Source organism: Aureimonas sp. CAS, from assembly GCF_059838215.1.
On record NZ_CM187563.1, the window covers coordinates 44,758 to 65,971 of the forward strand.

Below are 21,214 nucleotides of genomic sequence, written 5' to 3' on the forward strand. Positions count from 1 at the left end.
GCGCTTCCGTTCGTCCGCGGGCGCTCGGCAGGGCTCAGACCTCCGCTGAGCCCTCGGCGGCGATCGCCTGCCAGCCCTCATAGGCCGCGATCACGGCCGCCGCCTGCACCCGCGCGCCGAGGCGGAAGGCCTCGCCCAGGATCGTCTCGTCCGGGAACTCCGTGACGAGCGTGACGGGCACGCGATGGCGGGCGTCCTCGACCACCGTCACCGGAATGCCGGCGTGGACCTCCAGGCCCGGATCGCCGGCATGGATGCGGTGGAGCGCGATCTGCCGTGCGTTGAGGGCGGCGAGCTCGGGGATCGCGGCGAGCCGTTCGGCGACGAAGCGGGCCAGCCGCCGGCCCGCTTCGCCATGGCCGGGATGATGGCGCAGGATGAGGAAGAAGCCCCTCGGCACCGTCCAGCGCTCGAAGCCCTGCGGCAGATAGCCGGTCAGGGGTCTCGTCCACTCGTGGGCGGGATAGCCGTGGCAGTTGACGTGGAGGCCCGGCCGCATCCGGTCGACGATGGCCTCGCGCGCCTCGCGCTCGAAGAGCCGAGCCGAGATGCGGAACTCCAGATCGTCGCCGAGCGCGGTGTAGCGCGCCGCGTGGTGCATGTGGCGCGGCTGCTCCTCCATGAGTTCGCCGCACAGCGCGTGTCCGTCGGGGTTCTCCAGCGGGATGAGCGCGAAATGCGCGCTCGCACGCGCGGCGAGATCGACGCCGGCGAGGAGCGCGCCCGCGATGCCGGTCGGCTCGTTGGCGTGCTGGCCGCCGGTGATGAGGACGGGCGCGTCCGGTCCCGCCCGGTAGCGGCCTTCGACCGGGCGGCCGCAGACCGAACGGCCCGAGAAGGCCTCTGCGTCCACGAGCCGAAGGGCGCGTTCGATCTCGGCCCTGTTGAGCGGGGCCTCGGCCTCGAGCGGCGTCCAGCGCGGGCGACGGGGCACGGCGGGCGGCTCGGCATGCGGGCGCAGTTCCATCCGAAGGCCGGGCGCGCCCTCGCGCGTCGCGATCACCGGCACGATGCGGCCGGGCTGGAAGCTGCGATCGCCGGCGGGACGGCCCGCGCGCGACTGGAGCACCTCCAGGCTGGAGAAGTAGAAGTCCTCGTGCAGCGCCTCGGTCAGGCTGATCGCCTCGTCACCGAAGCCGAGCGTCCGGTCGCCGAAGGGCAGGTGGGCCTCGATCCGCAGCTCCTCGAAGATCGGCTCGTCGCCGGCCCGCTCCAGCCGGTCGAAAGCCGCCATGCCGGCCTCGAAGAGCGCTTCGAAGTCCGTTTCCAACCGCGCATCCTCGACGACCGCGCCGTTGCGAAGAACGCGCAGCCATCCGGTCGGCGAGAGGACCGTCGCGCCGGTCGGCCCCGGATGGACCCGGTTCGGCGCCTCGACCTCGATCGTCTCCGGCGGTCTGTCCTCGAAATGGATCGTCACGGCGTAGGTGAGGGGGCGCAGCTTGCAGGAGCCGAAGCCGACGGGACGTCCGATCAGCCCGGCCAGCGGGTAGGCCTCGATCAGGAAGCGCCGCTCGTCCGCCGCCTCGTGGACGGGATAGGCGATCTCGACGCTCGTCGCGCCGGCGAGGTCGATCTCCTCCAGGAAGGCATGGACGAGCGGCTTGTAGGCGCTGCGCAATCTCGCCGTCACGCCGCTGGCGGCAAGGCTGTCCTCGCCGGCCCGGCGGGCCGCCTCGTCCTCGAAGAGCCACGCTTCGATCGAGAGGTCCGAGCGGCCGTGGAAGCGCTGAACGAGGGCGTCGAGCGTGCGGGGGAATTGTCGTTCGATGAGTAGGGTCATGATCGGGTCCAACCCGTGGGGCCTGCGTCGTCCTCGTACGCGCCGCCGAGGGCGAGGGCATGTGATCCGCAATTGGAGCGGGATGTTGTCCGCGGCGCGGTCTCATGATGGCGGAAAGGGCCGGGGCGCGAAACGTGATCGCCCTGGCTGCGGGTCGCCGCTTGCCCGGCTCGGCTTGGGGGTTTCGCGCATCGCGGCCTCGACAGATTCGCCGGGCCCATGCCATCGTCCGCGCGACGTTCCACCCCATGCGCCGCCGGCGCCTTGCCGGGTCGCGCCACCGTCGCTCGCTGCGAACAGCCGCAGCCGGCAGCGTGACGGAAGGCCCGTCCGCGAGATGGCCGACAAGGCCGATGCACGATCCAGGAAAGACGAGCCATGACCGCCATCGATCTCAACAGCGATCTCGGCGAGGGCTTCGGTGCCTGGAGCATGGGCGACGACGAGGCGATGCTCGACATCGTCTCCTCCGCCAACGTCGCCTGCGGCTTTCACGCCGGCAGCCCCGCCGGCATCCTGCGCACGCTGCAGGCCGCAGCCGCGCGCGGCGTCTGCGTTGGCGCGCATGTCTCCTATCCCGATCTCGTCGGCTTCGGACGCCGCGACATGGACGTGGCGAGCGAGGACCTGTTCGCCGACGTCGCCTACCAGATCGGCGCGCTGAAGGGGCTCGCGACGGCGGCGGGCACCAAGGTCGTCTACGTCAAGCCGCACGGCGCGCTCTACAACCGCATCGCGGTCGACGACCGGCAGTGCCGCGACGTCGTGAACGCCGTTCTGGCCGTCGATCCCTCACTCCCGATGATGGCGCTGGCGGGCTCGCCGATGGTCGCGCTGGTGCGGGAGGCCGGGCTCGCAGTCGTGGAGGAGGCCTTCGCCGACCGCGCCTACCGGCCCGACGGTCAGCTCGTGTCGCGCCGCGAGCCGGGCGCGGTCATCCACGATGCGGGCCATGTCGCCGAGCGCATGCTGCGCCTCGCGACGACGGGCGAGATCGAGACCGTGGACGGCTCGCTCGTTCGTCTGACCGCCCGCTCCATCTGCGTTCACGGCGACAACCCCGCCGCCGTCGCGATCGCCAGGCGACTGCGCGACACGCTGGAGGCGAACGGCGTCTCCATCCGCCCCTTCCGGCCGTGAGCGCCATGCGGCTTCTGCCGGCGGGCTCGCGGCGGATCATGGTCGAACTGGCGTCGCTCGAAGAGGCGCAGGCGCTGTTCGCCTCGCTCGTCGCCGATCCGGTCCCGGAGGTGGACGAGATCGTGCCGGCCGCCCGCACGCTTCTCCTGCGCTTTCGAACCGGCGAGGCGCCCGATCGCGCGGCCTTCGCCGCCAATCTGCGTGCGCGCGACCTCTCGGGCGAGACGGCGGCATCGACGCGTTGGGTCGAGATACCGATCCTCTACGACGGCGAGGATCTCGGCGAGGTCTCGCGGCTGACGGGCCTGCCCGCCGAAGAGGTGATCGAGCGGCATGCGGCGCGCGACTATGCCGTCGCCTTCACCGGTTTCGCGCCCGGCTTCGCCTATCTCTCCGGCGGCGATCCGGCGCTCAAGGTCCCGCGCCGGCAGAGCCCGCGCACGCGCATTCCCCCTGAATCCCTGGCGATCGGAGGCGAGTTCAGCGGCATCTACCCGCAGGCCAGTCCCGGCGGCTGGCAGATCCTCGGGCGCTCGGCGGTGAAGATGTTCGATCCGAACCGCGAACCCGCCATCCTTCTCGAGCCCGGAATGCGCGTGCGCTTCCGCCGGCTGGAGAGCGAGGCGGCGTTCGAACGCGAGGCCGCCGCGAACGCCGCGACGCCGGTCGAACGGCCGCAGGCGCGCCCGGACGGGACGCGGCTCGAGGTCCTGGCCGCGCCTCTGCCGGCTCTCTATCAGGATGGCGGACGCCACGGCCTCGTCGGGCAGGGCATCTCGGTTTCGGGCGCGCTCGACCGGGCGAGTCTGGCCGAGGCGAACCGGCTCGTCGGCAACGATGCCGGTGCGGCAGCGCTGGAGATCGTCGGCGGCGGCTTCGCCTTCGAGGCGAAGGGGCAGGCCGTGCTCGCTCTGGCCGGCGCGCCGTCAGGCGTCGCGATCCGCGCCTCCGCCGACCATCGGATCGAAGAGGCCTGCGGCCGCGCCTTCGCCGTCGAGGCCGGCGACCGGGTGACCCTGTCGGCGCCCGCCAGCGGCGCCCGCATCTATCTGGCCGCGCGCGGCGGCTTTCACGTGGAGCCCGTCTTCGGCAGCGCCTCCACCGACACGCTGGCGATGATCGGCCCGCCGCCCGTCTCCGCCGGATCGACACTGGTCGTGCGTGCGCGAAAGGGCGGTCCGGCGGTCGCCGAGCCGAGCCCTTCTTCGCCGGCCTTTCCGGCCGCGGGCGAAACGGTGACGCTCGACCTCGTTCTCGGCCCGCGCACCGACTGGTTCACGCCAGAGGGCGTGACGAGCCTTCTGACGCAGGAATGGGCGGTGACCCCGCGCTCCAACCGCATCGGCCTGAGGCTGAACGCCCCCGTGCCGCTCGCCCGCGCCGATCCGAAGGCGGAACTGCCGAGCGAGGGCACGGTGCGGGGCTCCGTCCAGGTTCCGCACGAGGGCCAGCCGGTTCTCTTCCTCGCCGACCATCCCCTGACCGGCGGCTATCCCGTCATCGGGGTCGTCGCCGACCATCATCTCGATCTGGCGGGCCAGATCCCCATCGGCGCGCGCATCCGCTTCCGCGCGGTCGCGCCCTTCGCCGAGATCGCGCCACGCTCGCAGGGACCGCGTCCATGAAGAAAGTCCTCATCGCCAATCGCGGCGAGATCGCCCTTCGCATCGTCCGCGCCTGCCGGGACTACGGCGTCGCCTCCGTGGCGGTCTATGCGGACGGCGACGAGGAGGCGCCGTTCGTCGCCCATGCCGACGAGGCCTACGCGCTGGAGGGAACGGCGCCGGCCGAGACCTATCTGTCGATCGAGAAGCTCGTGGCGCTCGCGCGGCGGAGCGGCGCCGACGCGGTCCATCCCGGCTACGGCTTCCTGTCCGAGCGCGCCGACTTCGCGGCCACCGTCGTCGAGGCGGGACTGATCTGGATCGGCCCGGACGCCGGCGTGATCGAGACGCTGGGCGACAAGGTCCGCGCCCGCGAGATCGCCGCGCGTGTTGGCGCGCCGCTGGTGCCCGGTTCGGACGGGCCGGTCGCGAGCGGCGCCCAAGCGCTCTCCTTCGCCCGCGAACACGGGCTGCCGCTCGCCATCAAGGCCGCCTTCGGCGGCGGCGGGCGCGGCATGAAGGTCGCCTGGACGCTGGAGGAGGTCGAGCCTCTCTTCGCTTCGGCCGTGCGCGAGGCCGAAGCCGCCTTCGGCCGGGGCGAGTGCTTCGTCGAGCGCTTCCTCGACAGGCCCCGCCACGTGGAGGCGCAGGTGCTCGCCGACCGCCACGGCACCGTCCTCGTCGTCGGCACGCGCGACTGTTCGCTCCAGCGCCGCAACCAGAAGCTCGTGGAGGAGGCGCCGGCGCCCTTCCTGACGAACGGCCAGCGCGAAGCGATCCACGAGGGCGCGCGCAAGGTGTGCGCGGCGGCCGGCTATACGGGGGCGGGGACGGTGGAGTTCCTGCTGGGGGCAGATGGCGTGATCTCGTTCCTGGAGGTCAACACGCGCCTTCAGGTCGAGCATCCCGTGACCGAGGAGACGACGGGCCTCGACCTCGTGGTCGAGCAGCTGCGGATCGCGGACGGCTTGCCTCTCGCGGTGACGCAGACGCCCGCGCCGCGCGGCCATTCGATCGAGTTCCGCATCAACGCCGAGGATCCCGCGCGGGGCTTCCTGCCGACGCCGGGCGCGATCGCCCGCTTCGATCCGCCCTCCGGCCCCGGAGTACGGGTCGATTCCGCCGTCGTCTCGGGCTCGGTCGTCTCGGGCCGCTTCGACAGTCTGATGGCCAAGCTGATCGTCTCGGGGCCGACGCGCGAGATCGCCCTGAAGCGGGCCCGACGTGCGCTCGCCGAATTCGTCGTCGAGGGCGTCGCCAGCGTCCTGCCCTTCCACCGGGCGGTGGTGGAGGCGCCGGCCTTCGCAGGCGAGCGCTTCGCGGTCCACACGCGCTGGATCGAGACCGATTTCGACGCCTCGCTGAAGGCCGGACTTCGGCCCGACCCGGCACCGGACGGCGAGTTCGTGCGGTTTGCCGTGGAGATCGACGGCAGGCGTCACCGCCTCGGCCTTCCGGCGTCCCTGATCGGCCGCCTGCAGACCGGCGGCGTGACCGCGTCCGACGCCGGTCCCGTCGAGGAGGCGCCGGGCCGCGTCGAGGCGCCGATCTCCGGGACGCTGCAATCCTGGAGCGTTCAGGACGGCGACAGCGTCGAGCAAGGCCAGATCGTCGCCGTCATGGAGGCGATGAAGATGGAGACGCAGATCGCGGCGCCCGCCGCCGGCACGATCACGCTCGCCGTCGAGGCCGGCGCGGGCGTTTCGGCGGGAACGGAGCTCGCCCGCATCGCCTGACCGGGCCCGCCCTGTCCGTTCTCGCGGCGAACGCCATCTTGCTCTCTCACCGAGGCAGGATGGCCGGGCATGACGGAACGGGGCGACGTGCGGACGGGGCCGGGCGCGCGCGCCCGGCGTGCGAACTGGACGGCGCCGCTCGCGGCCGCCGCCCTGCTTCTGGGCTGTGCGCTCTTCGGCTACGGGGCCTTCGTCAGCTCCAACCGCACGGCGGCGATGACGAGCGAATCCCTGCTCATCGACGACACCCAGCGCCTTCTGACGACGCTTCTCTCGGCCGAATCCAGCGAGCGCGGCTTCGTCCTGACGGGCGGCGCGGCGTTTCGCGAGCCCTACGATGCCGGCATCGCGCAGGTGGACGCGGACCTCGCGGCCATCGAGACGCGCTTCTCCGTCACCGGCGCGGACCCGGCCGAACTCGACAGCCTCCGCCGGCGGGTGGACACCCAGCTCGCCTTCGCCGCGCAGGTGGTCGAGGCGCGCCAAGTGGAGGGGTTCGAGGCGGCGGCCGAGCTCGTGCGCTCGGGCGAGGGGCGCGCGCGCATGGACCTCGTACGCGGCGAGATCGCCTCGATCCAGGAGGGGGCGGCGGCGCGCATGGGGCGGCTGGCGACCGAGCGGCGGTCGTCCGGCTTCTGGTCCTCCGCGGGCTTCGGCCTCGCCCTCCTGTCGGCTCTCGCCCTCGGGCTCCTGGCGCTGCGCCGGCAGAGGGAGGCCAGGCGCTCGCGCGAGCTTCTCGACGCCGTCCTCGCCCACTCGCCGCTCTCCATCGGCTTTCTCGGCCGCGACGGCCGGCCCGCGCCCCTTTCGGCCGGTGCCGCGTCGCTCGACACGCTCGCCCTCGACCGGGAGGAGGTCCGCACCGTCCTCGACGAGGTCCGCCGCACGAGGCGCCCGGCGCTGAACGTCGAGGTGCCCGGCGCGGCGAATGGGCGGCACTTCCTCGCCAGCGTCTTCCCGCTGCGCCTCGACGGCCATGACGAGACGGCCGAAGGGCTCGGCGTCGTCGCGGTGGACACGACCGAGCGCGTGGAGGCCGAAGCGCGGCTTCTGGAGGCCGAGCGCCGCTTCCGCTCGCTGGTGGAGACGACGGCGGCCATCGTCTGGTCGGCGGCCGCCGACGGCCATTTCGGCGACCGGCAGGAGAGCTGGGAGGCCTTCACCGGCCAGAGCGAGGCGGACTATTCCGGCTTCGGCTGGGCCGACGCGATCCATCCCGAGGATCGCGAGCGCAGCGCGGCGGCCTGGGCGCGGGCGACCGAAACGACGACGCCCTATTCGATCGAGCACCGCGTGCGGCGCCGCGACGGCGTCTGGCGCGACATGCTCGCCAATGCCGTGCCCATCCTGAAGGCGGACGGCTCGGTGCGCGAATGGATCGGCACGCACACCGACATCACCGAGCACAAGGAGACGGCCGCGCGCCTCTCCGAGACCCATTCCCAGTTCCAGGCGCTCGCCGACAACATCCCGCAGATGGCCTGGATGGCGAGGCCGGACGGCAGCATCTTCTGGTACAATCGCCGCTGGTTCGAGTTCACCGGCACCACGCTGGAGGAGATGCGAGGCTTCGGCTGGGTGTCCGTCCATCACCCGGACCATGCCGAGCGGGTGACGGAGAGCTACAGGAGCGCGCTCGCGGCCGGGCGCCCGTGGGAGGACACCTTCCCCCTGCGCGGCGCGGACGGCGCCTATCGCTGGTTCCTGACGCAGGCCCTTCCGATCCGGAACGCGGTCGGGACGATCACCCGCTGGTTCGGCACCAACACCGACGTGACGCGCCAGCGCGAGCAGGAGCGCGAGCTCGCCAGCGCCAAGGAGCTGGCCGAGAACGCCAACCGCGCCAAGAGCCAGTTCATCGCCAATATGAGCCACGAGCTGCGCACGCCGCTGACGGCGGTGATCGGCTACACGGAAATGCTGGAGGAGGACGCCGAGGATTCCGGCGCCACCCATCTCCTGCCCGATCTCGGCAAGATCCGGGGCAACGCGCGCCACCTCCTCAGCCTCATCAACGACGTCCTCGACCTGTCCAAGATCGAGGCCGAGCGCATGGAGGTCCATGCCGAGACCTTCGACGTCGCCGGAACGGTGGAGGAGATCGCCTCCACCGTCGGCTCGCTGATGGAGAAGAAGGAGAACCGGCTCGAACTCGACCTTCCGCCCGATCTCGGCTCGGCCCACACCGACGTGGTGAAGCTGCGCCAGTGCCTGATCAACCTTCTCTCCAATGCCGCCAAGTTCACCGAAAAGGGCACGATCCGGCTCAAGGTCCGGCGCGAGCGGCAGGGCGAGACCGACTGGCTGGTCTTCGACGTCGCCGACGAGGGCATCGGCATGAGCGACGAGCAACTCGCCAGGCTCTTCCAGCGCTTCACCCAGGCCGACGCCTCGACCACGCGCAAGTTCGGCGGCACGGGGCTCGGCCTCGCCATCACCAAGGCCTTCTGCAAGCTGCTCGGCGGCGACGTGGCCGTGACGAGCCGCGAGGGGGAGGGCTCGACCTTCACCGTCAAGATCCCGGCGACGGTGGCCGAGGGAATCGCGGAGGCACCCGCCTCCGCCCCGGTGCCGGCGGCCGACCGCGCGCGCTCGGCCGGCGTGGTGCTGGCGATCGACGACGATCCGGCCGCGCGCGACCTCGTCTCGCGCTTCCTGACCCGCGAGGGCTTCCTGGTGCGGACCGCCGCCGACGGCGTCGCGGGTCTGGAAATGGCGCGGCTCACGCGGCCGGACGCCATCCTCCTCGACGTGACCATGCCGCGCATGGACGGCTGGACCGTCCTGACCGCGCTGAAGGCCGACGCCGACCTCTCGCGCATTCCGGTCATCATGCTCACCGTCATCGACGAGCACAGCCTCGGCTACGCGCTCGGCGCCTCGGACTATCTTCTGAAGCCCGTCGAATGGGACCAGCTGCGCAAGGTCATGGACCGCTTCCGCGCCAAGGCGGACGCCCTGGTGCTGGCCGTGGACGACGACGCGGACCTCCTGTCGCGCATGCGCGCCTCGCTGGAGCGCGAGGGCTTCCGCGTGATGACGGCGCTGAACGGGCGCGAAGCGCTGGCCGAACTGGAGCGCGAGACGCCCGACCTCATCCTGACCGACCTCGTGATGCCGCAGATGGACGGTTTCGGCTTCATCCGCGCGGCGCGCAAGCGGCCGCAGACGGCGACGACGCCCATCGTCGTCCTCACCTCCAAGGACCTGACCCGCGCCGAGTTCCGCGAGCTTCGTCAGGAGACCGAGGAGGTGATCGCCAAGCACGAGGTGGCGCTTTCGGAGCTTGCCGAGCAGTTGCGCGTTATCGTCTCGCCCGCCGAGCCGACGCATGAGGACCAAGCGCGATGACCAAAATCCTTCTCGTGGAGGACCACGAAGAGATCTGGGACTTCCTGTCGCGCCGGCTCCAGCGAAAGGGCTACGAGGTCGTCCTCGCCCATGACGGGCAGGACGGGGTCGAGAAGGCGCGCATCGCCGCGCCCGACATCATCCTCCTCGACATGAACCTGCCGATCATCGACGGCTGGACGGCGGCCCGCTCGATCCGGGCGGATTCGACGCTGCCGCGCATGCCGATCATCGCGCTGACGGCGCATGCCATGTCGGGCGACCGGGAGAAGACGATCGCGGCGGGCTGCGACGACTACCATCCCAAGCCCGTGGACTTCGCCAAGCTCGTCACGCAGATCGAGGCGCTGGTCTCTCCCGCCCTCGCCGACTGACGGACGGGTCTATCCCCGGCCGGGGCGTAGGCTTCTGGCGCGCTCGAAGGTCGGCGAGGAATCCTCGCTGGCAAGCCGGAGCGCGGCGGCGAGCGCCGACTGGAAGGTGGTGACGACCGCGTCGGTCCGCAGCTTGGCGGAGAGCTCGGCGATCATCGCCGGATCGCGCTGGCGCCAGATGCCGACGATGACGTGCGCCTTGGGCGCGACGCGGTGCACCTGCCGCACCATCAGCCGCAGATGAATGGTGGACAGCGGCTCGAGGAACGACAGGCAGACCAGCGCGACGCCCTCGGCGTCCCGCTTCGTGGGCGGAGCCGCGACGAGGTCTTCCCACGCGGTCTGCCGCGTCGCGAGGCCGTGCTTTTCCAGGACCTGCGCGAGCATGGCCGTCACCGGCGCGTCGAGCGGCGTGTTGCCGGAAACGCAGAGGACGGGATGAGGGCCGCGCCATGCCGGCTTCAGATCCTCGCGCGCCTGGACGATGCGCGTTACCTCGGCGTCCGGGCCGGCTGCGTCCACGGCGGCCTTGGCCTCGGGCCGCATCGCGCCGCCCTGCGGCAACGGGCTCTTCAGCCCGTCGAGACGCGTCACGAACGCCAAGGTGGCCTCGCGCAGCGTGTCGAGCCGGGCCCCCGAAACGGCGAAGCGCGCCACGTCCTCGTGGGCGAGGCGGATGCCCTCCAGCGCCACCTCGTCGTAATAGGTGGCGAGCGCCCGTTCGCGCAGGAACTCGCGCGCCTGGAGCGAGGCCTCCTGCGGGGCGCCGGCGAGCATGCGCTGGTAGAAGATCTGCGGCGGCGAGAGCGCCGGCCGGTCGCCGAACATGATGTCGATCGATTCCAGCGCCGGGACGTGCCGGCCGAGAACGACGAGGCAGATCGTGAGCGGCGTGGCGAGGATCAGGCCGACCGGGCCCCAGATCAGCGTCCAGATCAGCGCGGCGAACATGATGGCGACCGGCGAGAGCCCGGTCGAGTGACCGTAGAGGACCGGCTCCACGACGTTCGACATCACTGTCTCGACGGTGAGGTAGATGATCGCGGTCCACACGATCATGCTCCAGCCCGGATCGACCGCGAAGGCGAGCATCATGGGCAGGCCCGCGCCGAGGAACCCGCCGATATAGGGGATGTAGCGCAGGACGCCGCCGAGAATGCCCCACAGGAACGGGCTCGGCACCCCGATCAGCCAGAGCCCGAAGCCGGTGATGATCCCGAAGCCCGCATTCATCAGGAACTGGAAGAACAGGAGCCGCGACAGGCGGATCGCCGCGTCGTCGATCGCGGCCGTCGTCTGCTGCAGGTCGTCCGTGCCGGCGAGGCGGATGAACCGGTTCCGCAGATCCTCCCGCTGGAGGAGGATGAAGATGGCGAAGACGATGACGATGCCGACCGTCGCGAGCGGGCCGAGGAGGGGCGAGGCCACCGCCGCGGTGGTGGCCAGCGCCCCGCCGCTGGCCGAGACGATCGTCACCGGCTGCGGCGCGCGGGGCGCGAGCGGCCCTTCGGCCTCCGAGGACTGGCCTTCGCCGACCTCGCCCACATCGGCGACGATCCCCTGGATCGCCTCGACCGCCCGCCCGAAGGGTCCGCGCGGCTCGTCCGGATCGGACGAGAAGCTGTCGAGCTTGGTCTCGATGTTGGCGCGATAGGACGGAATCTGGGTGACGACCGAGGTCAGCTGGATCGCGATGAAGCCGGCGAGCGCGGCGATCACGGCCGTCGCGGTCAGGATCGCCGCCGAGATGGCGACGATGCGCGGCACGTTCATCTTCTGGAGGAAGATGACGATCGGCGCGAGGACGAAGGACAACAGGATGCCCAGCGCGAAGGGCACGAAGACCTCACGCCCGAGATAGAGGATCGCCGAAACGGAGAGCACGAGGACGCTGACCGCCAGCGCCGCGAAGAGCGGCAGCAGCCGGCGGAGGAGCTGCGAGGTGACGAGATCCATGGGGAGCGGTCTTCGGTGCCGGATGCGCGGCACTGAAAACTAAGCCGGGCGAGCACCACGGCGAGGGCCGAGGCGACGCAATCGCGCGTCCCGCCTCATACGGGCGGTCGAGCGCTTCAGAGCTCGTCGCGGGCGCCCTCGTTCCCCTCGTCCGCGCCCGGCGCGTCCGGCCCCTTGAGCATCGCGCCGTTCAGATGGACCGAGCCGTCGGGCCGCGCTTCGATGTCCCAGATCGCGCGTCCGTCCTCGCCCGGACGGCTGAAGCCCTTGGCGAGCTGCAGCATGCCGATGCCCTCGTTCAGTTCGGGCGTGTCGACCGCCGCCGCCTGCAAGGCGGCGATGGTCTCGTCCAGCCCGCTCACGGCGAGGTTCAGCCGCGCGTCCGGTCCGCCCCGCGCGATGGAGACTCTTCCCTCGAAGGACAGGTCGAAGAGCTCGGCCTCGATCCGCCCGCCGTCGAGGCCGACGCGAATGCGCTCGCGGTCGAAGGCGGCGATCATCTTGTCCGCCGCCTCCGGGGACAGGATGTCCTCGCGCTCGAAATCGGCCTCGCGAAGCAGGATGTCGAGCGGCGTCGCGAGATCGATGTCGGCCGCCGTGAGGCCGAACTCGATCAGCGTCGGCGTCAGCGCGCCCGCCCATTCCGGGACGAGGACCGAGCGGGCCGAAATGCCGGAAAGGCTCACATCCGTCTCGAAGAACGTGCTCTCGTCGATGCCCGACATGCGCAACGTCTGCACCAGCCGTTCGATCGCGAAATCGCCGAAGAGGGTCGTGACGCCGAAATCCTCGGCCTCGCCCGTCACGTCGAGCTCGTCCCAGAGGGGAAGGGCGGTTTCCAAAGCGGTCTTCAGCTCCTCGCCGACCGGGCCGGACAGCGCCGCGCGCGGGTCTTCGGCCAGCGCCTCGGCATGGGAGAGGGCGAGCACGTAGAGATCGAGCAGCTCGCGCGTGCGCAGGCCCGCCGACGTGCCGGAGTTCGCCATCGAGGCGAGACTGGCCTCGAAGGAGAAGGCGAAGGTCTCCTCCGGCGCGCTCTCGTCGAGCGGGATCTCGACGGCCAGCGTCTGGGCGAAGCCGTCATAGGTCTGCCGGAAGGCGAGATCGACGCCGCCCCCGGCCGCGGCCTGCGCGGTCATCTCGAAGGTCGAGCCCATGAAGCCGACGAGCCCCTGCGAGAAGGCGTCGGAGGAGACCTGCGACGTCGGACCACTCTCGCCCGCCAACGAGAGAAAGGTGCCGAGAGAGGGCGAGAAGACGCCCTTGTAGGCCTGCCAGTCCTGCCGGTACGCCTCGCTCTGCTCCTCTCCGCCGATCTCGAAGGTCGCGGAGGCCTCGATGGGATCGTTCCAGAAGACGTTCCAGTCGCCGTCCGGCCGCTCGCTGACGACGAAGGAGAGGGGCGAGAACTCGACGGGCCGGCCGGTGAGCGCGCCCGCGAGTTCCGACGGATCGAGCACGATCCGCAGGCCGGCCTCGTCGGGCTCGACGCGAAGCGCGCCGAGGTCGAAGGGCGTCGCGGTCAGATAGGCCTGCAGCGCTTCGCGCAGGTCGTGCGCGTCTTCGAGCGTGCCGGCGGGCGCGGGCTCGGGCGAAAGGTCCGGCGGCATGCGCTCCTGCGCCCCCGCGGCGAAAGGCAGCACGAGCATGGAGGCGAGGAGAAGGGCGGTCGAACGGCGTCCGAGCATGGGCGCTCCAGTCGGATGTGGGATCACGAGCGTGTGAACGTCCGGCCGTCTTACCATCGCCGTCGCGCCGGAGCCAAGCGCAGGGAGCGCCTCAACCGAAGAGCAGTCGCAGATGGTCGTTGAGGAAGCGGCCTTCGGGATCGAGCTCGCGCCGCAGCGCCCGGAAATCGTTCGCGCGCGGGTAAAGCGCGGTCACGTCGTCCGCATCGAGGAAATGCATCTTCCCCCAATGCGGGCGCGAGCCGTAGCGGCGCAGGATCTCGTCCGTGTCGCGCAGGAACGCCCAATAATCGATGCCGGGGCCGCCCGAGACCGAAAGGGTGATGGAGTCCTGATTGTGGAAGGGGCTCATCCAGGCGGGATCGCCGGCCGTGAAGCGGTACTCGATCGGGTAGATGCAATTGGTGTGCCGGGTCAGCATGAGCTCGCGCACCGCACGGATCGAATCCTTTCCATGCTCCAGCGGCACGGCGTATTCGAGCTCCACGAAATTCGGCACGTACTCGATCGGGTAGACATCGGACGAGTAGGCGATCGTCTCGAACGCGCCTTCGCGGGGAGGCTCCTCGGTGATGTCCATCACCTTTATCTCGCAGATGTCGGCATCTTTTTGGGTCGAGGACCAGGGCGAGGCGCGCGTGTCGGCCAGGCAGTAGAGGTGCCGGCTTTCCGGCACCGGGCACCAGAAGAAGCCGAAATGACGGTGCTTGGCCGCCAGTTCGTCGTGCCGCTCCATGCAGGTCTCGAAATCGTCCCGGAAGAGCCATTCGTGAAGATTGTAGCTCTCCGTCACGTTCAGCGTCAGTTCCGAGATCGCGCCCAGCGTGCCGACGCTCACCTGCGCGGCGTGCAGGAGGTCCGTGTCGCGTCCGTCGATGTCGAGAATCTCGCCGTCAGCCTTCACTAGGCGCATGCCGGCGATGGAGGAGGCGAGGTTCCCGAGCTTCAGCCCCGTGCCGTGGGTTCCGGTCGTGAAGGCGCCGGCCACGGCCTGGCTGTCGATGTCTCCCTGGTTGACGAGGGAGAGCCCGTGCTCCTTCAACGCCTTGCCGACGGCATTGATGCGCGTGCCGGCCCCGACGCGGATCTGTCGGCGCTTCTCGTCGATTTCCCGGACGCCCGCGCAGTTCTCCAGCGAGAGAAGGAGGCCGGGCGTCCCGACGACGGGCGTGAAGGAGTGTCCCGAGCCCGCGACCCGCACCGGCAGACCCTGCCGGCCGGCTTCCACGATCGCGGACTGAAGCTCAGCCTCGCTCGACGGGTTCGCGCGATACTGAGGCACGCAATACTGGTTGCCGACCCAGTTTCGCCAGACACCGCCCTTTTCGAAGCCCATGCGGTCCTCCTTCGATCGACCGCATGGTGAACCGACCTCGCACTCCGGATCAACTGCCCGGAGCAGATAAGCTTACGCCGGCTCCGACCGGCACTTGCCTATCGAACGAACAGCGCCTTAACGTAAGGCAGTTTCGGACGTGGGGCGGTCTTCATGGAACTCATCGGCAATCTCGTCATCTATCTGATCATGGCCTGCGCGCTCGCAGGCTGCATCGCATCGATCGTCGATGAAGACAGCGGTCTCGGAAAGGAGTTCCTCTCCGGCCTCTACACGATCGGCATCATCTTCGTGCCCGTCGCCGGCATCATGGCGGCGCAGCCCTACGTCTCGGCCGCGATCCCCGCGATCTTCGGCCCGGCCTTCGCGGCGGTCGGAGCCGACCCCGCCGTCGCGGCCAACACCTTCATCGCGGTCGATATGGGCGGCTACCAGCTGGCCGACGCCATTGCCCGGTCGCGCGAGGACTGGATCATCGCCATGGTCGTCGGCTATCTCGCGGGCGCGACGATCATCTTCTCCATTCCCATCGGTCTGACCATGCTGAAGGAGGAGGATCGGCCCTACATGGCTCTCGGCACCATGGCGGGCTTCCTCTCGATCCCGGTCGGGGCCTTCGTCGCAGGCGTCCTCCTGATCCTGACCGGACCGACGGTCCGCGAGGCGGTGTCCACCAATTCGGAGGCGACCTACACGCTCGCCATCGGCTTCGGCCAGCTCCTGGCCAACCTCATCCCGCTCGCCATCATCTGCGCCGCCTTCGCGGCCGGCCTCGCCCTCGTTCCGGGTGCGATGATCCGGGGCTTCCTGATCTTCGGGCGGGTGCTGACGGCGGTCCTTCGCATCATCCTCGTCCTGTCGATCATCGAATACTTCACCGGCGCCTTCTCGACGCTCTTCGGCACCTGGGGCTTCGATCCGATCATCGCGGACGAGGCGGACCAGTTCCGCGCGCTGGAACTGGCGGGCTATATCGGCATCATGCTCGCCGGCGCCTTCCCGATGGTCTACCTCATCACCCGCTATCTCTCGGCGCCGATGGAGGCGCTGGGGCGCCGGCTCGGCCTGCAGGCGGAGGGCGCGGCGGGCCTCGTGGCGGCCTGCGCCAACATCATCGCGCTCTTTCGGCTGGTGGAGGACATGACACCGCGCGACAAGGTTCTGACGCTCTCCTTCGCGGTCTGCGGGGCCTTCCTCTTCGGCGACCATCTGGCCTTCACCGCCAACTTCCAACCCAGCCTCATCGTCATCATCATGATCGGCAAACTGGCCGGCGCGCTGGCGGGATTCGCCATCGCCCTTCTCATCGCGGTGCCGCGCGCCGAAATGATGGGGGCGGCGGCGAAGGTCTCGGCGGAGGCGGACGGGACGGGCAAGGCGCCGGTGCCGGCGGTCTGAGGCGCGGCAGCGGGAAACGGGATCGGGAATGGCCTACAGCTTCGACACCGGCGGGCGGCGCTTCGTCTTCGGCAGCCTTCGCGAACTGATGGCCAAGGCGAGCCCGCAGCGCTCGGGCGACGTTCTGGCGGGCGTCGCGGCCGGCGACGAGGAGGAGCGGGCCGCCGCGCAGCTGGCCCTGGCCGACCTGCCCCTGAAGACGTTCCTGACGGAAGCCCTCGTGCCCTACGAGGCCGACGAGGTGACGCGCCTCATCCTCGACGGCCACGACGTGGCCGCCTTCGCGCCGGTCTCGCATCTGACGGTCGGGGATTTCCGCGACTGGCTTCTGTCGGACGCGGCGAACGAGGCCTCGCTCGCCAGCCTCGCGCCGGGGCTGACGCCGGAGATGGTCGCAGCCGTCTCCAAGATCTGCCGCAACCAGGACCTCGTCCTGATCGCGCGCAAATGCCGCGTGGTCACGCGCTTCCGCAGCACGATCGGCCTCAAGGGCCGGCTCTCCGCGCGGCTCCAGCCCAACCATCCGACCGACGATCCGACCGGCATCGCCGCCTCGATCCTCGACGGCCTGATGTACGGCAGCGGGGATGCGACGATCGGCATCAACCCGGCGACCGATTCCGTGCCCGCGGTCACCACCCTCGTGCACATGCTCGACGAGATCATCCGGCGCTACGAGATCCCGACGCAGTCCTGCGTCCTCACCCACGTCACGACCTCGATCGCGGTGATCGAGCGCGGCGCGCCGGTGGACCTCGTCTTCCAGTCCATCGCGGGGACGGAAGCCGCCAACCGATCCTTCGGCGTGTCGCTGGCCACCCTTCGCGAAGGCCATGACGCCGCCGCGAGCCTCAACCGAGGCACGCTCGGCGACAACGCGATGTATTTCGAGACGGGGCAGGGGAGCTGCCTGTCGGCCGGCGCCCATCACGGCGTCGATCAGCAGACGCTGGAGGCGCGCGCCTACGGCGTCGCTCGGGTCTTCCGGCCGCTTCTCGTCAACACGGTCGTCGGCTTCATCGGCCCGGAATATCTCTATGACGGCCGGCAGATCATCCGCGCCGGGCTGGAAGACCATTTCTGCGGCAAGCTGCTCGGCGTGCCGATGGGCTGCGACATCTGCTACACCAACCACGCCGAAGCCGACCAGAACGACATGGACACGCTGCTGACCATGCTGGGCGTGGCGGGCGTCTCCTTCGTGATGGGCATTCCGGGCTCGGACGACATCATGCTGAACTACCAGACGACCTCCTTCCACGACGCGCTCTATGCGAGAGCCGTGCTCGGCCTCAAGCCCGCGCCCGAGTTCCAGGACTGGCTGGAGCGCGCCGGCATCTTCGAACCCGGAGAGGCGCTGGCGCTCGGAGCAAAGCTTCCTCGCGCCTTCGAACGCGCGCTGACGGCGAGGGCGTCGTGAGCGGCGAGGACGACAAGCCCTCCGCGATCGTCGTTCCCAATCCCTGGGACCGGCTGCGCGAGGTGACGCCCGCCCGCATCGCTCTCGGGCGCGCGGGCACGAGCCTGCCGACGCGCCCGCATCTCCAGTTCCAGCTCGCCCATGCCAAGGCGCGCAGCGCGGTCCACCGCGAGCTCGACGTCGCCGCCCTCGCAGCGCGCATCGAGCCCCTGTTCGGCGCGCCGGTTTCCCTGCACAGCCGCGCGACCGACCGGGCGGCCTATCTCCAGCGCCCCGACGACGGACGCCGCCTCGACGAAGCTTCGCGCGCGGCGCTGGAGGCGAGCGGACGATCCGGCTTCGACGTGGCGTTCGTCGTCGCGGACGGGCTCTCGGCCTTCGCGGTGGAGGAGAACGCAGGCCCGCTTCTGGAGGCGCTGCGCCCGCTGGTCGAGGCGAAGGGCTGGTCGCTGGCGCCCGTCACGATCGTCGCCCAGGGCCGCGTCGCGATCGGCGACGAGATCGGTGAGATGCTGGAGGCGCGGATGGTCGTCGTTCTGATCGGAGAGCGACCGGGCCTCTCCTCGCCGGACAGCCTCGGCCTCTATCTGACGCTGAACCCGCGAGCCGGTCTCACCGACGAGGCGCGCAACTGCATCTCGAACGTTCGGGCCGAGGGGCTGAAGCCCGATCGCGCGGCGGCCAAGCTCGTCTATCTGATGGGGGAGGCCTTCTCCCGAGGGGTCTCCGGCGTCGCGCTGAAGGACGAGGAGGAGGCGTCGGCTTCGATCGGTCCCGGCGGCGGCGGGAACTTTCTGACGCGGGACTGAGGGGCGCTTACGGCCGCGCGGCCTCGATCGCCCGCAGCCCGTGCGCGTCGACCGCGATGCCGGGGCAGAGCGGGAAGAGCGCGGCCTGGAGCGAGTGGTAGATGTCCGGCTTGCCGGCGAACTGCTTGCCGGTCGAGCCGTCCGCCGCGCGCGCCTCCGGCAGCCAGCCGCCGTGCTCCCGGTCGATGAAAAGACGCTCGCTCGCCTCCCAGAAGCGGCGATAGTCGCCGTGCCGGTCGTCCCCGAGCTTGATGAGCGCGGCGGCGGCCCCGATCGCCTCCGTCACCGGCCACCAGTAGCGATTGTCCCGGAGAACGCGGCCGTTCTGCGGATCGACCGTGTAGACGAGACCGCTGCGCGCCTCGTCCCAGCCGTCGGCGAGCGCCCGTTCGTAAAGGGACGTCGCCCAGGACCGCAGGGCGTCGTCCGGCGACCGCGCATGCAGCTGCAGGATCAGCCGTGCGAACTCGAAGGAATGGCCCGGCGTCGAGCCGGCCGGGCGGAACATCGGGTTGCCCCCGTAGGACGGGTCCACCTGCCAGCGCCCGTCGAAATGCTCGGGCAGGCGCCAGCCGTAGCGCCGGCCCATCTCCCCGACGAAGAAGTCGAAGATGCCGCGGGCGCGCGCCAGGAAGCTCCGGTCGCCCGTCGCCTCGAAGGCGGCGAGAAGCGCCTCGGACATGTGCATGTTGGCGTTCATGCCGCGATAGGCGGAGACCGGCTGCCAGTCGCCGGCAAACTCCTCGCGCATGCGGCCCGTCTCGGGCTCCCAGAATCGAGCCTCGACGACCTCGAGAATGTCGGCGATCAGCCGGTCGGCGTCCGGGTGCCCGGCCATCTTGGCGCTGGAGCCGGCGAGAAGCACGAAGGCGTGGCCGTAGGCGAGCTTGGCCTCGTCAGCGGGCGCGCCGCCGGGCGAGAAGGACCAGCGGTAGCCGCCATGGACCGTGTCGCGATGGAGACGCCAGAGCGCGTCCATGCCGTGGTCGATCATGGCATCGCAGCCCTCGAACCCGGCGAGACGGGCGATGGCGAAGGCGTGCACCATGCGGGTCGTCGCATGAAGCTCGCGCGGCTGGCCCTCGATGGGCCGGCCGTCCACGCCCTGCGCGTGGAAGCCGCCGGCCGGATCCAGGCTCGGCCGGAAGAAGTCGAGCTGGGCCCTCGCGTCGGCGAGAAGGGCGGTCCGATGCTCCGGCGTGCCGAAGAGGGGACCGTCTCGCGGAATGGAAGGCCGCTCGCTCATCGCCGCTCAGACGGCGTCGGTGCGCAGGCGGCGGTTGAAGCGGAGCGCGGCCAGCGTGCAGAGCGCGCCCGACAGGAGGTACACCGCGACCGCCACCACGCCGAACTGGGCCGTGAAGAACAGCGCGACGAGCGGCGCGAAGCCGGCGCCGAACAGCCAGGCGAGGTCGTTGGTGAGGGCCGAGCCGGTGTAGCGGTCCTCGCTGGCGAAGTTGGAGGCGACGGCGCCCGACGCCTGGCCGTGGCTGAGGCCGAGGAGCGCGAAGCCGACGAGGATGAAGATCGTCTCGCCCACCGTGTCGAGCCAGAAAAGGAAGGGCGAGGCGACGGCGAAGATCGCGATCGCGACCGCGCAATAGCCCAGATGCCGGCGACGGCCGATCCGGTCGGCGATGACGCCCGAGAGCATGATGCAGCCCAGGCAGATGAAGGCGCCGATCAGCTGGATCAGCAGGAAGTCGCCGAGCGAGGTGTCGGTGAAGAGGTCGACATAGGAGATCGGGAAGATCGTCACGAGGTGGAAGAGCGCGAAGCTCGCCAGCGGCACGAAGGCGCCGATCAAGAGCTCCTTGCCGCGCGTGCCGATGATCTGGGAGACGCGCGAGGGGGCGAGCTCGCGGCTCTGGTAGAGCTCGGCGTACTCCTCGGTCGCCACCAGTCGCAGGCGCGCGAAGAGCGCCACGACGTTGATCGTGAAGGCGACGAAGAACGGGTAGCGCCATCCCCAGGAGAGGAAGTCCTCGGTCGTCAGGTTCAGGTAGAAGAAGGCGAAGAGGGCGCTGGCGACGATGAAGCCGATGGGTTGGCCCATCTGCGGCACCATCGCGTACCAGCCGCGATGCTTCTCCGGCGCGTTCAGGGACAGGAGCGCGGGCAGGCCGTCATAGGCGCCGCCGAGCGCGAAGCCCTGACCGATGCGAAAGAGGATCAGGGCGACGATCGAGATCGGACCGAGAGCCTGATAGCTCGGCAGGAAGGCGATGAAGGCCGTCGATCCGCCGAGAAGGAAGAGCGAGATCGTCAGCTTCATGCCGCGCCCATGGATCCGGTCCACCTTCAGGAAGAGCATCGAGCCGAGCGGGCGCACGACGAAGGCGAGCGAGAAGACGGCGAAGGAGTAGAGCGTCCCCGTCAGCGGGTCGGCGAAGGGAAAGACCAGCGCCGGAAAGACGAGGATGCAGGCGATGCCGAAGACGAAGAAGTCGAAGGCCTCCGAAGCCCGCGAGATGACGACGCCGATCGCCAGCTCGTTCGGCGAGATGGCGTGACCTTGCCCGCCGGTCGCAAGACGCGCATCGTGTTCCACGGTACTCGTGGACGCTGCGTCCGAAGAGAGAGTCATCACATTGTCTCCGCGAAGCAGGCGATACCTAT

General features: G+C 70.2%; 14 protein-coding genes. 8 read left to right on the top strand and 6 right to left on the bottom strand.

What is annotated here, in order from left to right; all coding sequences use genetic code 11:
* Window positions 1-34 precede the first annotated feature (34 nt).
* Complete coding sequence (locus AC6R2M_RS00215) at window positions 35-1,783, bottom strand: M14 family metallopeptidase (protein WP_500484330.1); 1,749 nt, start codon at window positions 1,781-1,783, stop codon at window positions 35-37.
* A gap of 378 nt (window positions 1,784-2,161) precedes the next feature.
* Between AC6R2M_RS00215 and AC6R2M_RS00220 the strand changes: the two genes are divergently transcribed.
* The 5 genes from AC6R2M_RS00220 (at window position 2,162) to AC6R2M_RS00240 (ending at window position 9,988) form a co-directional block, all read left to right on the top strand.
* Window positions 2,162-2,923 carry a LamB/YcsF family protein gene (locus tag AC6R2M_RS00220; protein ID WP_500484331.1) on the top strand — a complete coding sequence of 254 codons (762 nt, stop codon included), beginning with the start codon at window positions 2,162-2,164 and terminating at the stop codon, window positions 2,921-2,923.
* 5 nt (window positions 2,924-2,928) lie between these two features.
* A complete protein-coding gene (locus AC6R2M_RS00225; RefSeq protein ID WP_500484333.1) occupies window positions 2,929-4,548 on the top strand; it encodes a 5-oxoprolinase subunit B/C family protein in 1,620 nt (539 codons plus the stop codon).
* Complete coding sequence (locus AC6R2M_RS00230) at window positions 4,545-6,263, top strand: acetyl/propionyl/methylcrotonyl-CoA carboxylase subunit alpha (RefSeq protein WP_500484335.1); 1,719 nt, start codon at window positions 4,545-4,547, stop codon at window positions 6,261-6,263. Before AC6R2M_RS00225 ends, AC6R2M_RS00230 begins: the two co-directional genes overlap by 4 nt.
* A 69-nt stretch (window positions 6,264-6,332) precedes the next feature.
* The gene (locus AC6R2M_RS00235; protein ID WP_500484337.1) at window positions 6,333-9,614 is read left to right on the top strand and encodes a response regulator; all 3,282 of its coding nucleotides are present in this window, start codon (window positions 6,333-6,335) and stop codon (window positions 9,612-9,614) included.
* Window positions 9,611-9,988: a response regulator gene (locus AC6R2M_RS00240; RefSeq protein WP_500484339.1), complete on the top strand. Its 378-nt coding sequence runs from the start codon at window positions 9,611-9,613 to the stop codon at window positions 9,986-9,988. Before AC6R2M_RS00235 ends, AC6R2M_RS00240 begins: the two co-directional genes overlap by 4 nt.
* Before the next feature lie 9 nt (window positions 9,989-9,997).
* On the opposite strand, the gene AC6R2M_RS00245 is transcribed toward AC6R2M_RS00240, so the two are convergent.
* From AC6R2M_RS00245 to AC6R2M_RS00255, 3 genes are all read right to left on the bottom strand, one after another.
* A complete protein-coding gene (locus AC6R2M_RS00245) occupies window positions 9,998-11,944 on the bottom strand; it encodes an AI-2E family transporter (RefSeq protein WP_500484341.1) in 1,947 nt (648 codons plus the stop codon).
* A 116-nt stretch (window positions 11,945-12,060) separates the two neighbouring features.
* Window positions 12,061-13,632 carry a hypothetical protein gene (locus AC6R2M_RS00250; protein ID WP_500484343.1) on the bottom strand — a complete coding sequence of 524 codons (1,572 nt, stop codon included), beginning with the start codon at window positions 13,630-13,632 and terminating at the stop codon, window positions 12,061-12,063.
* Between the two features lie 91 nt (window positions 13,633-13,723).
* Complete coding sequence (locus tag AC6R2M_RS00255; RefSeq protein WP_500484345.1) at window positions 13,724-14,968, bottom strand: D-arabinono-1,4-lactone oxidase; 1,245 nt, start codon at window positions 14,966-14,968, stop codon at window positions 13,724-13,726.
* A gap of 153 nt (window positions 14,969-15,121) precedes the next feature.
* On the opposite strand from AC6R2M_RS00255, the gene eutH reads away from it, so the two are divergent.
* Genes eutH through eutC form a run of 3 tightly spaced genes read left to right on the top strand, consistent with a single transcriptional unit; the run spans window position 15,122 to window position 18,595 of the window.
* Complete coding sequence (gene eutH, locus AC6R2M_RS00260) at window positions 15,122-16,366, top strand: ethanolamine utilization protein EutH (protein ID WP_500484347.1); 1,245 nt, start codon at window positions 15,122-15,124, stop codon at window positions 16,364-16,366.
* A 28-nt stretch (window positions 16,367-16,394) separates the two neighbouring features.
* Window positions 16,395-17,786, top strand: coding sequence for an ethanolamine ammonia-lyase subunit EutB (locus tag AC6R2M_RS00265; RefSeq protein ID WP_500484349.1), 1,392 nt, complete (start codon window positions 16,395-16,397; stop codon window positions 17,784-17,786).
* The gene (eutC, locus tag AC6R2M_RS00270) at window positions 17,783-18,595 is read left to right on the top strand and encodes an ethanolamine ammonia-lyase subunit EutC (RefSeq protein ID WP_500484351.1); all 813 of its coding nucleotides are present in this window, start codon (window positions 17,783-17,785) and stop codon (window positions 18,593-18,595) included. The genes AC6R2M_RS00265 and eutC overlap by 4 nt, the downstream gene beginning before the upstream one ends.
* Before the next feature lie 7 nt (window positions 18,596-18,602).
* Here the strand turns inward: eutC and AC6R2M_RS00275 are convergent, their stop codons facing one another.
* Window positions 18,603-19,841, bottom strand: a complete 1,239-nt coding sequence (locus AC6R2M_RS00275; protein WP_500484352.1) for an AGE family epimerase/isomerase — start codon at window positions 19,839-19,841, stop codon at window positions 18,603-18,605.
* Window positions 19,842-19,847: 6 nt separating this feature from the next.
* The gene (locus AC6R2M_RS00280) at window positions 19,848-21,182 is read right to left on the bottom strand and encodes an MFS transporter (RefSeq protein ID WP_500484354.1); all 1,335 of its coding nucleotides are present in this window, start codon (window positions 21,180-21,182) and stop codon (window positions 19,848-19,850) included.
* Window positions 21,183-21,214: the final 32 nt, after the last annotated feature.

Bases quoted from the DNA above. Each gene is read 5' to 3' on its own strand.
- AC6R2M_RS00215 (WP_500484330.1), bottom strand. From the start codon at position 1,783: ATGACCCTACTCATCGAACGACAATTCCCCCGCACGCTCGACGCCCTC.
- AC6R2M_RS00220 (WP_500484331.1), top strand. From the start codon at position 2,162: ATGACCGCCATCGATCTCAACAGCGATCTCGGCGAGGGCTTCGGTGCC.
- AC6R2M_RS00225 (WP_500484333.1), top strand. From the start codon at position 2,929: ATGCGGCTTCTGCCGGCGGGCTCGCGGCGGATCATGGTCGAACTGGCG.
- AC6R2M_RS00230 (WP_500484335.1), top strand. From the start codon at position 4,545: ATGAAGAAAGTCCTCATCGCCAATCGCGGCGAGATCGCCCTTCGCATC.
- AC6R2M_RS00235 (WP_500484337.1), top strand. From the start codon at position 6,333: ATGACGGAACGGGGCGACGTGCGGACGGGGCCGGGCGCGCGCGCCCGG.
- AC6R2M_RS00240 (WP_500484339.1), top strand. From the start codon at position 9,611: ATGACCAAAATCCTTCTCGTGGAGGACCACGAAGAGATCTGGGACTTC.
- AC6R2M_RS00245 (WP_500484341.1), bottom strand. From the start codon at position 11,944: ATGGATCTCGTCACCTCGCAGCTCCTCCGCCGGCTGCTGCCGCTCTTC.
- AC6R2M_RS00250 (WP_500484343.1), bottom strand. From the start codon at position 13,632: ATGCTCGGACGCCGTTCGACCGCCCTTCTCCTCGCCTCCATGCTCGTG.
- AC6R2M_RS00255 (WP_500484345.1), bottom strand. From the start codon at position 14,968: ATGGGCTTCGAAAAGGGCGGTGTCTGGCGAAACTGGGTCGGCAACCAG.
- eutH (WP_500484347.1), top strand. From the start codon at position 15,122: ATGGAACTCATCGGCAATCTCGTCATCTATCTGATCATGGCCTGCGCG.
- AC6R2M_RS00265 (WP_500484349.1), top strand. From the start codon at position 16,395: ATGGCCTACAGCTTCGACACCGGCGGGCGGCGCTTCGTCTTCGGCAGC.
- AC6R2M_RS00275 (WP_500484352.1), bottom strand. From the start codon at position 19,841: ATGAGCGAGCGGCCTTCCATTCCGCGAGACGGTCCCCTCTTCGGCACG.
- AC6R2M_RS00280 (WP_500484354.1), bottom strand. From the start codon at position 21,182: ATGACTCTCTCTTCGGACGCAGCGTCCACGAGTACCGTGGAACACGAT.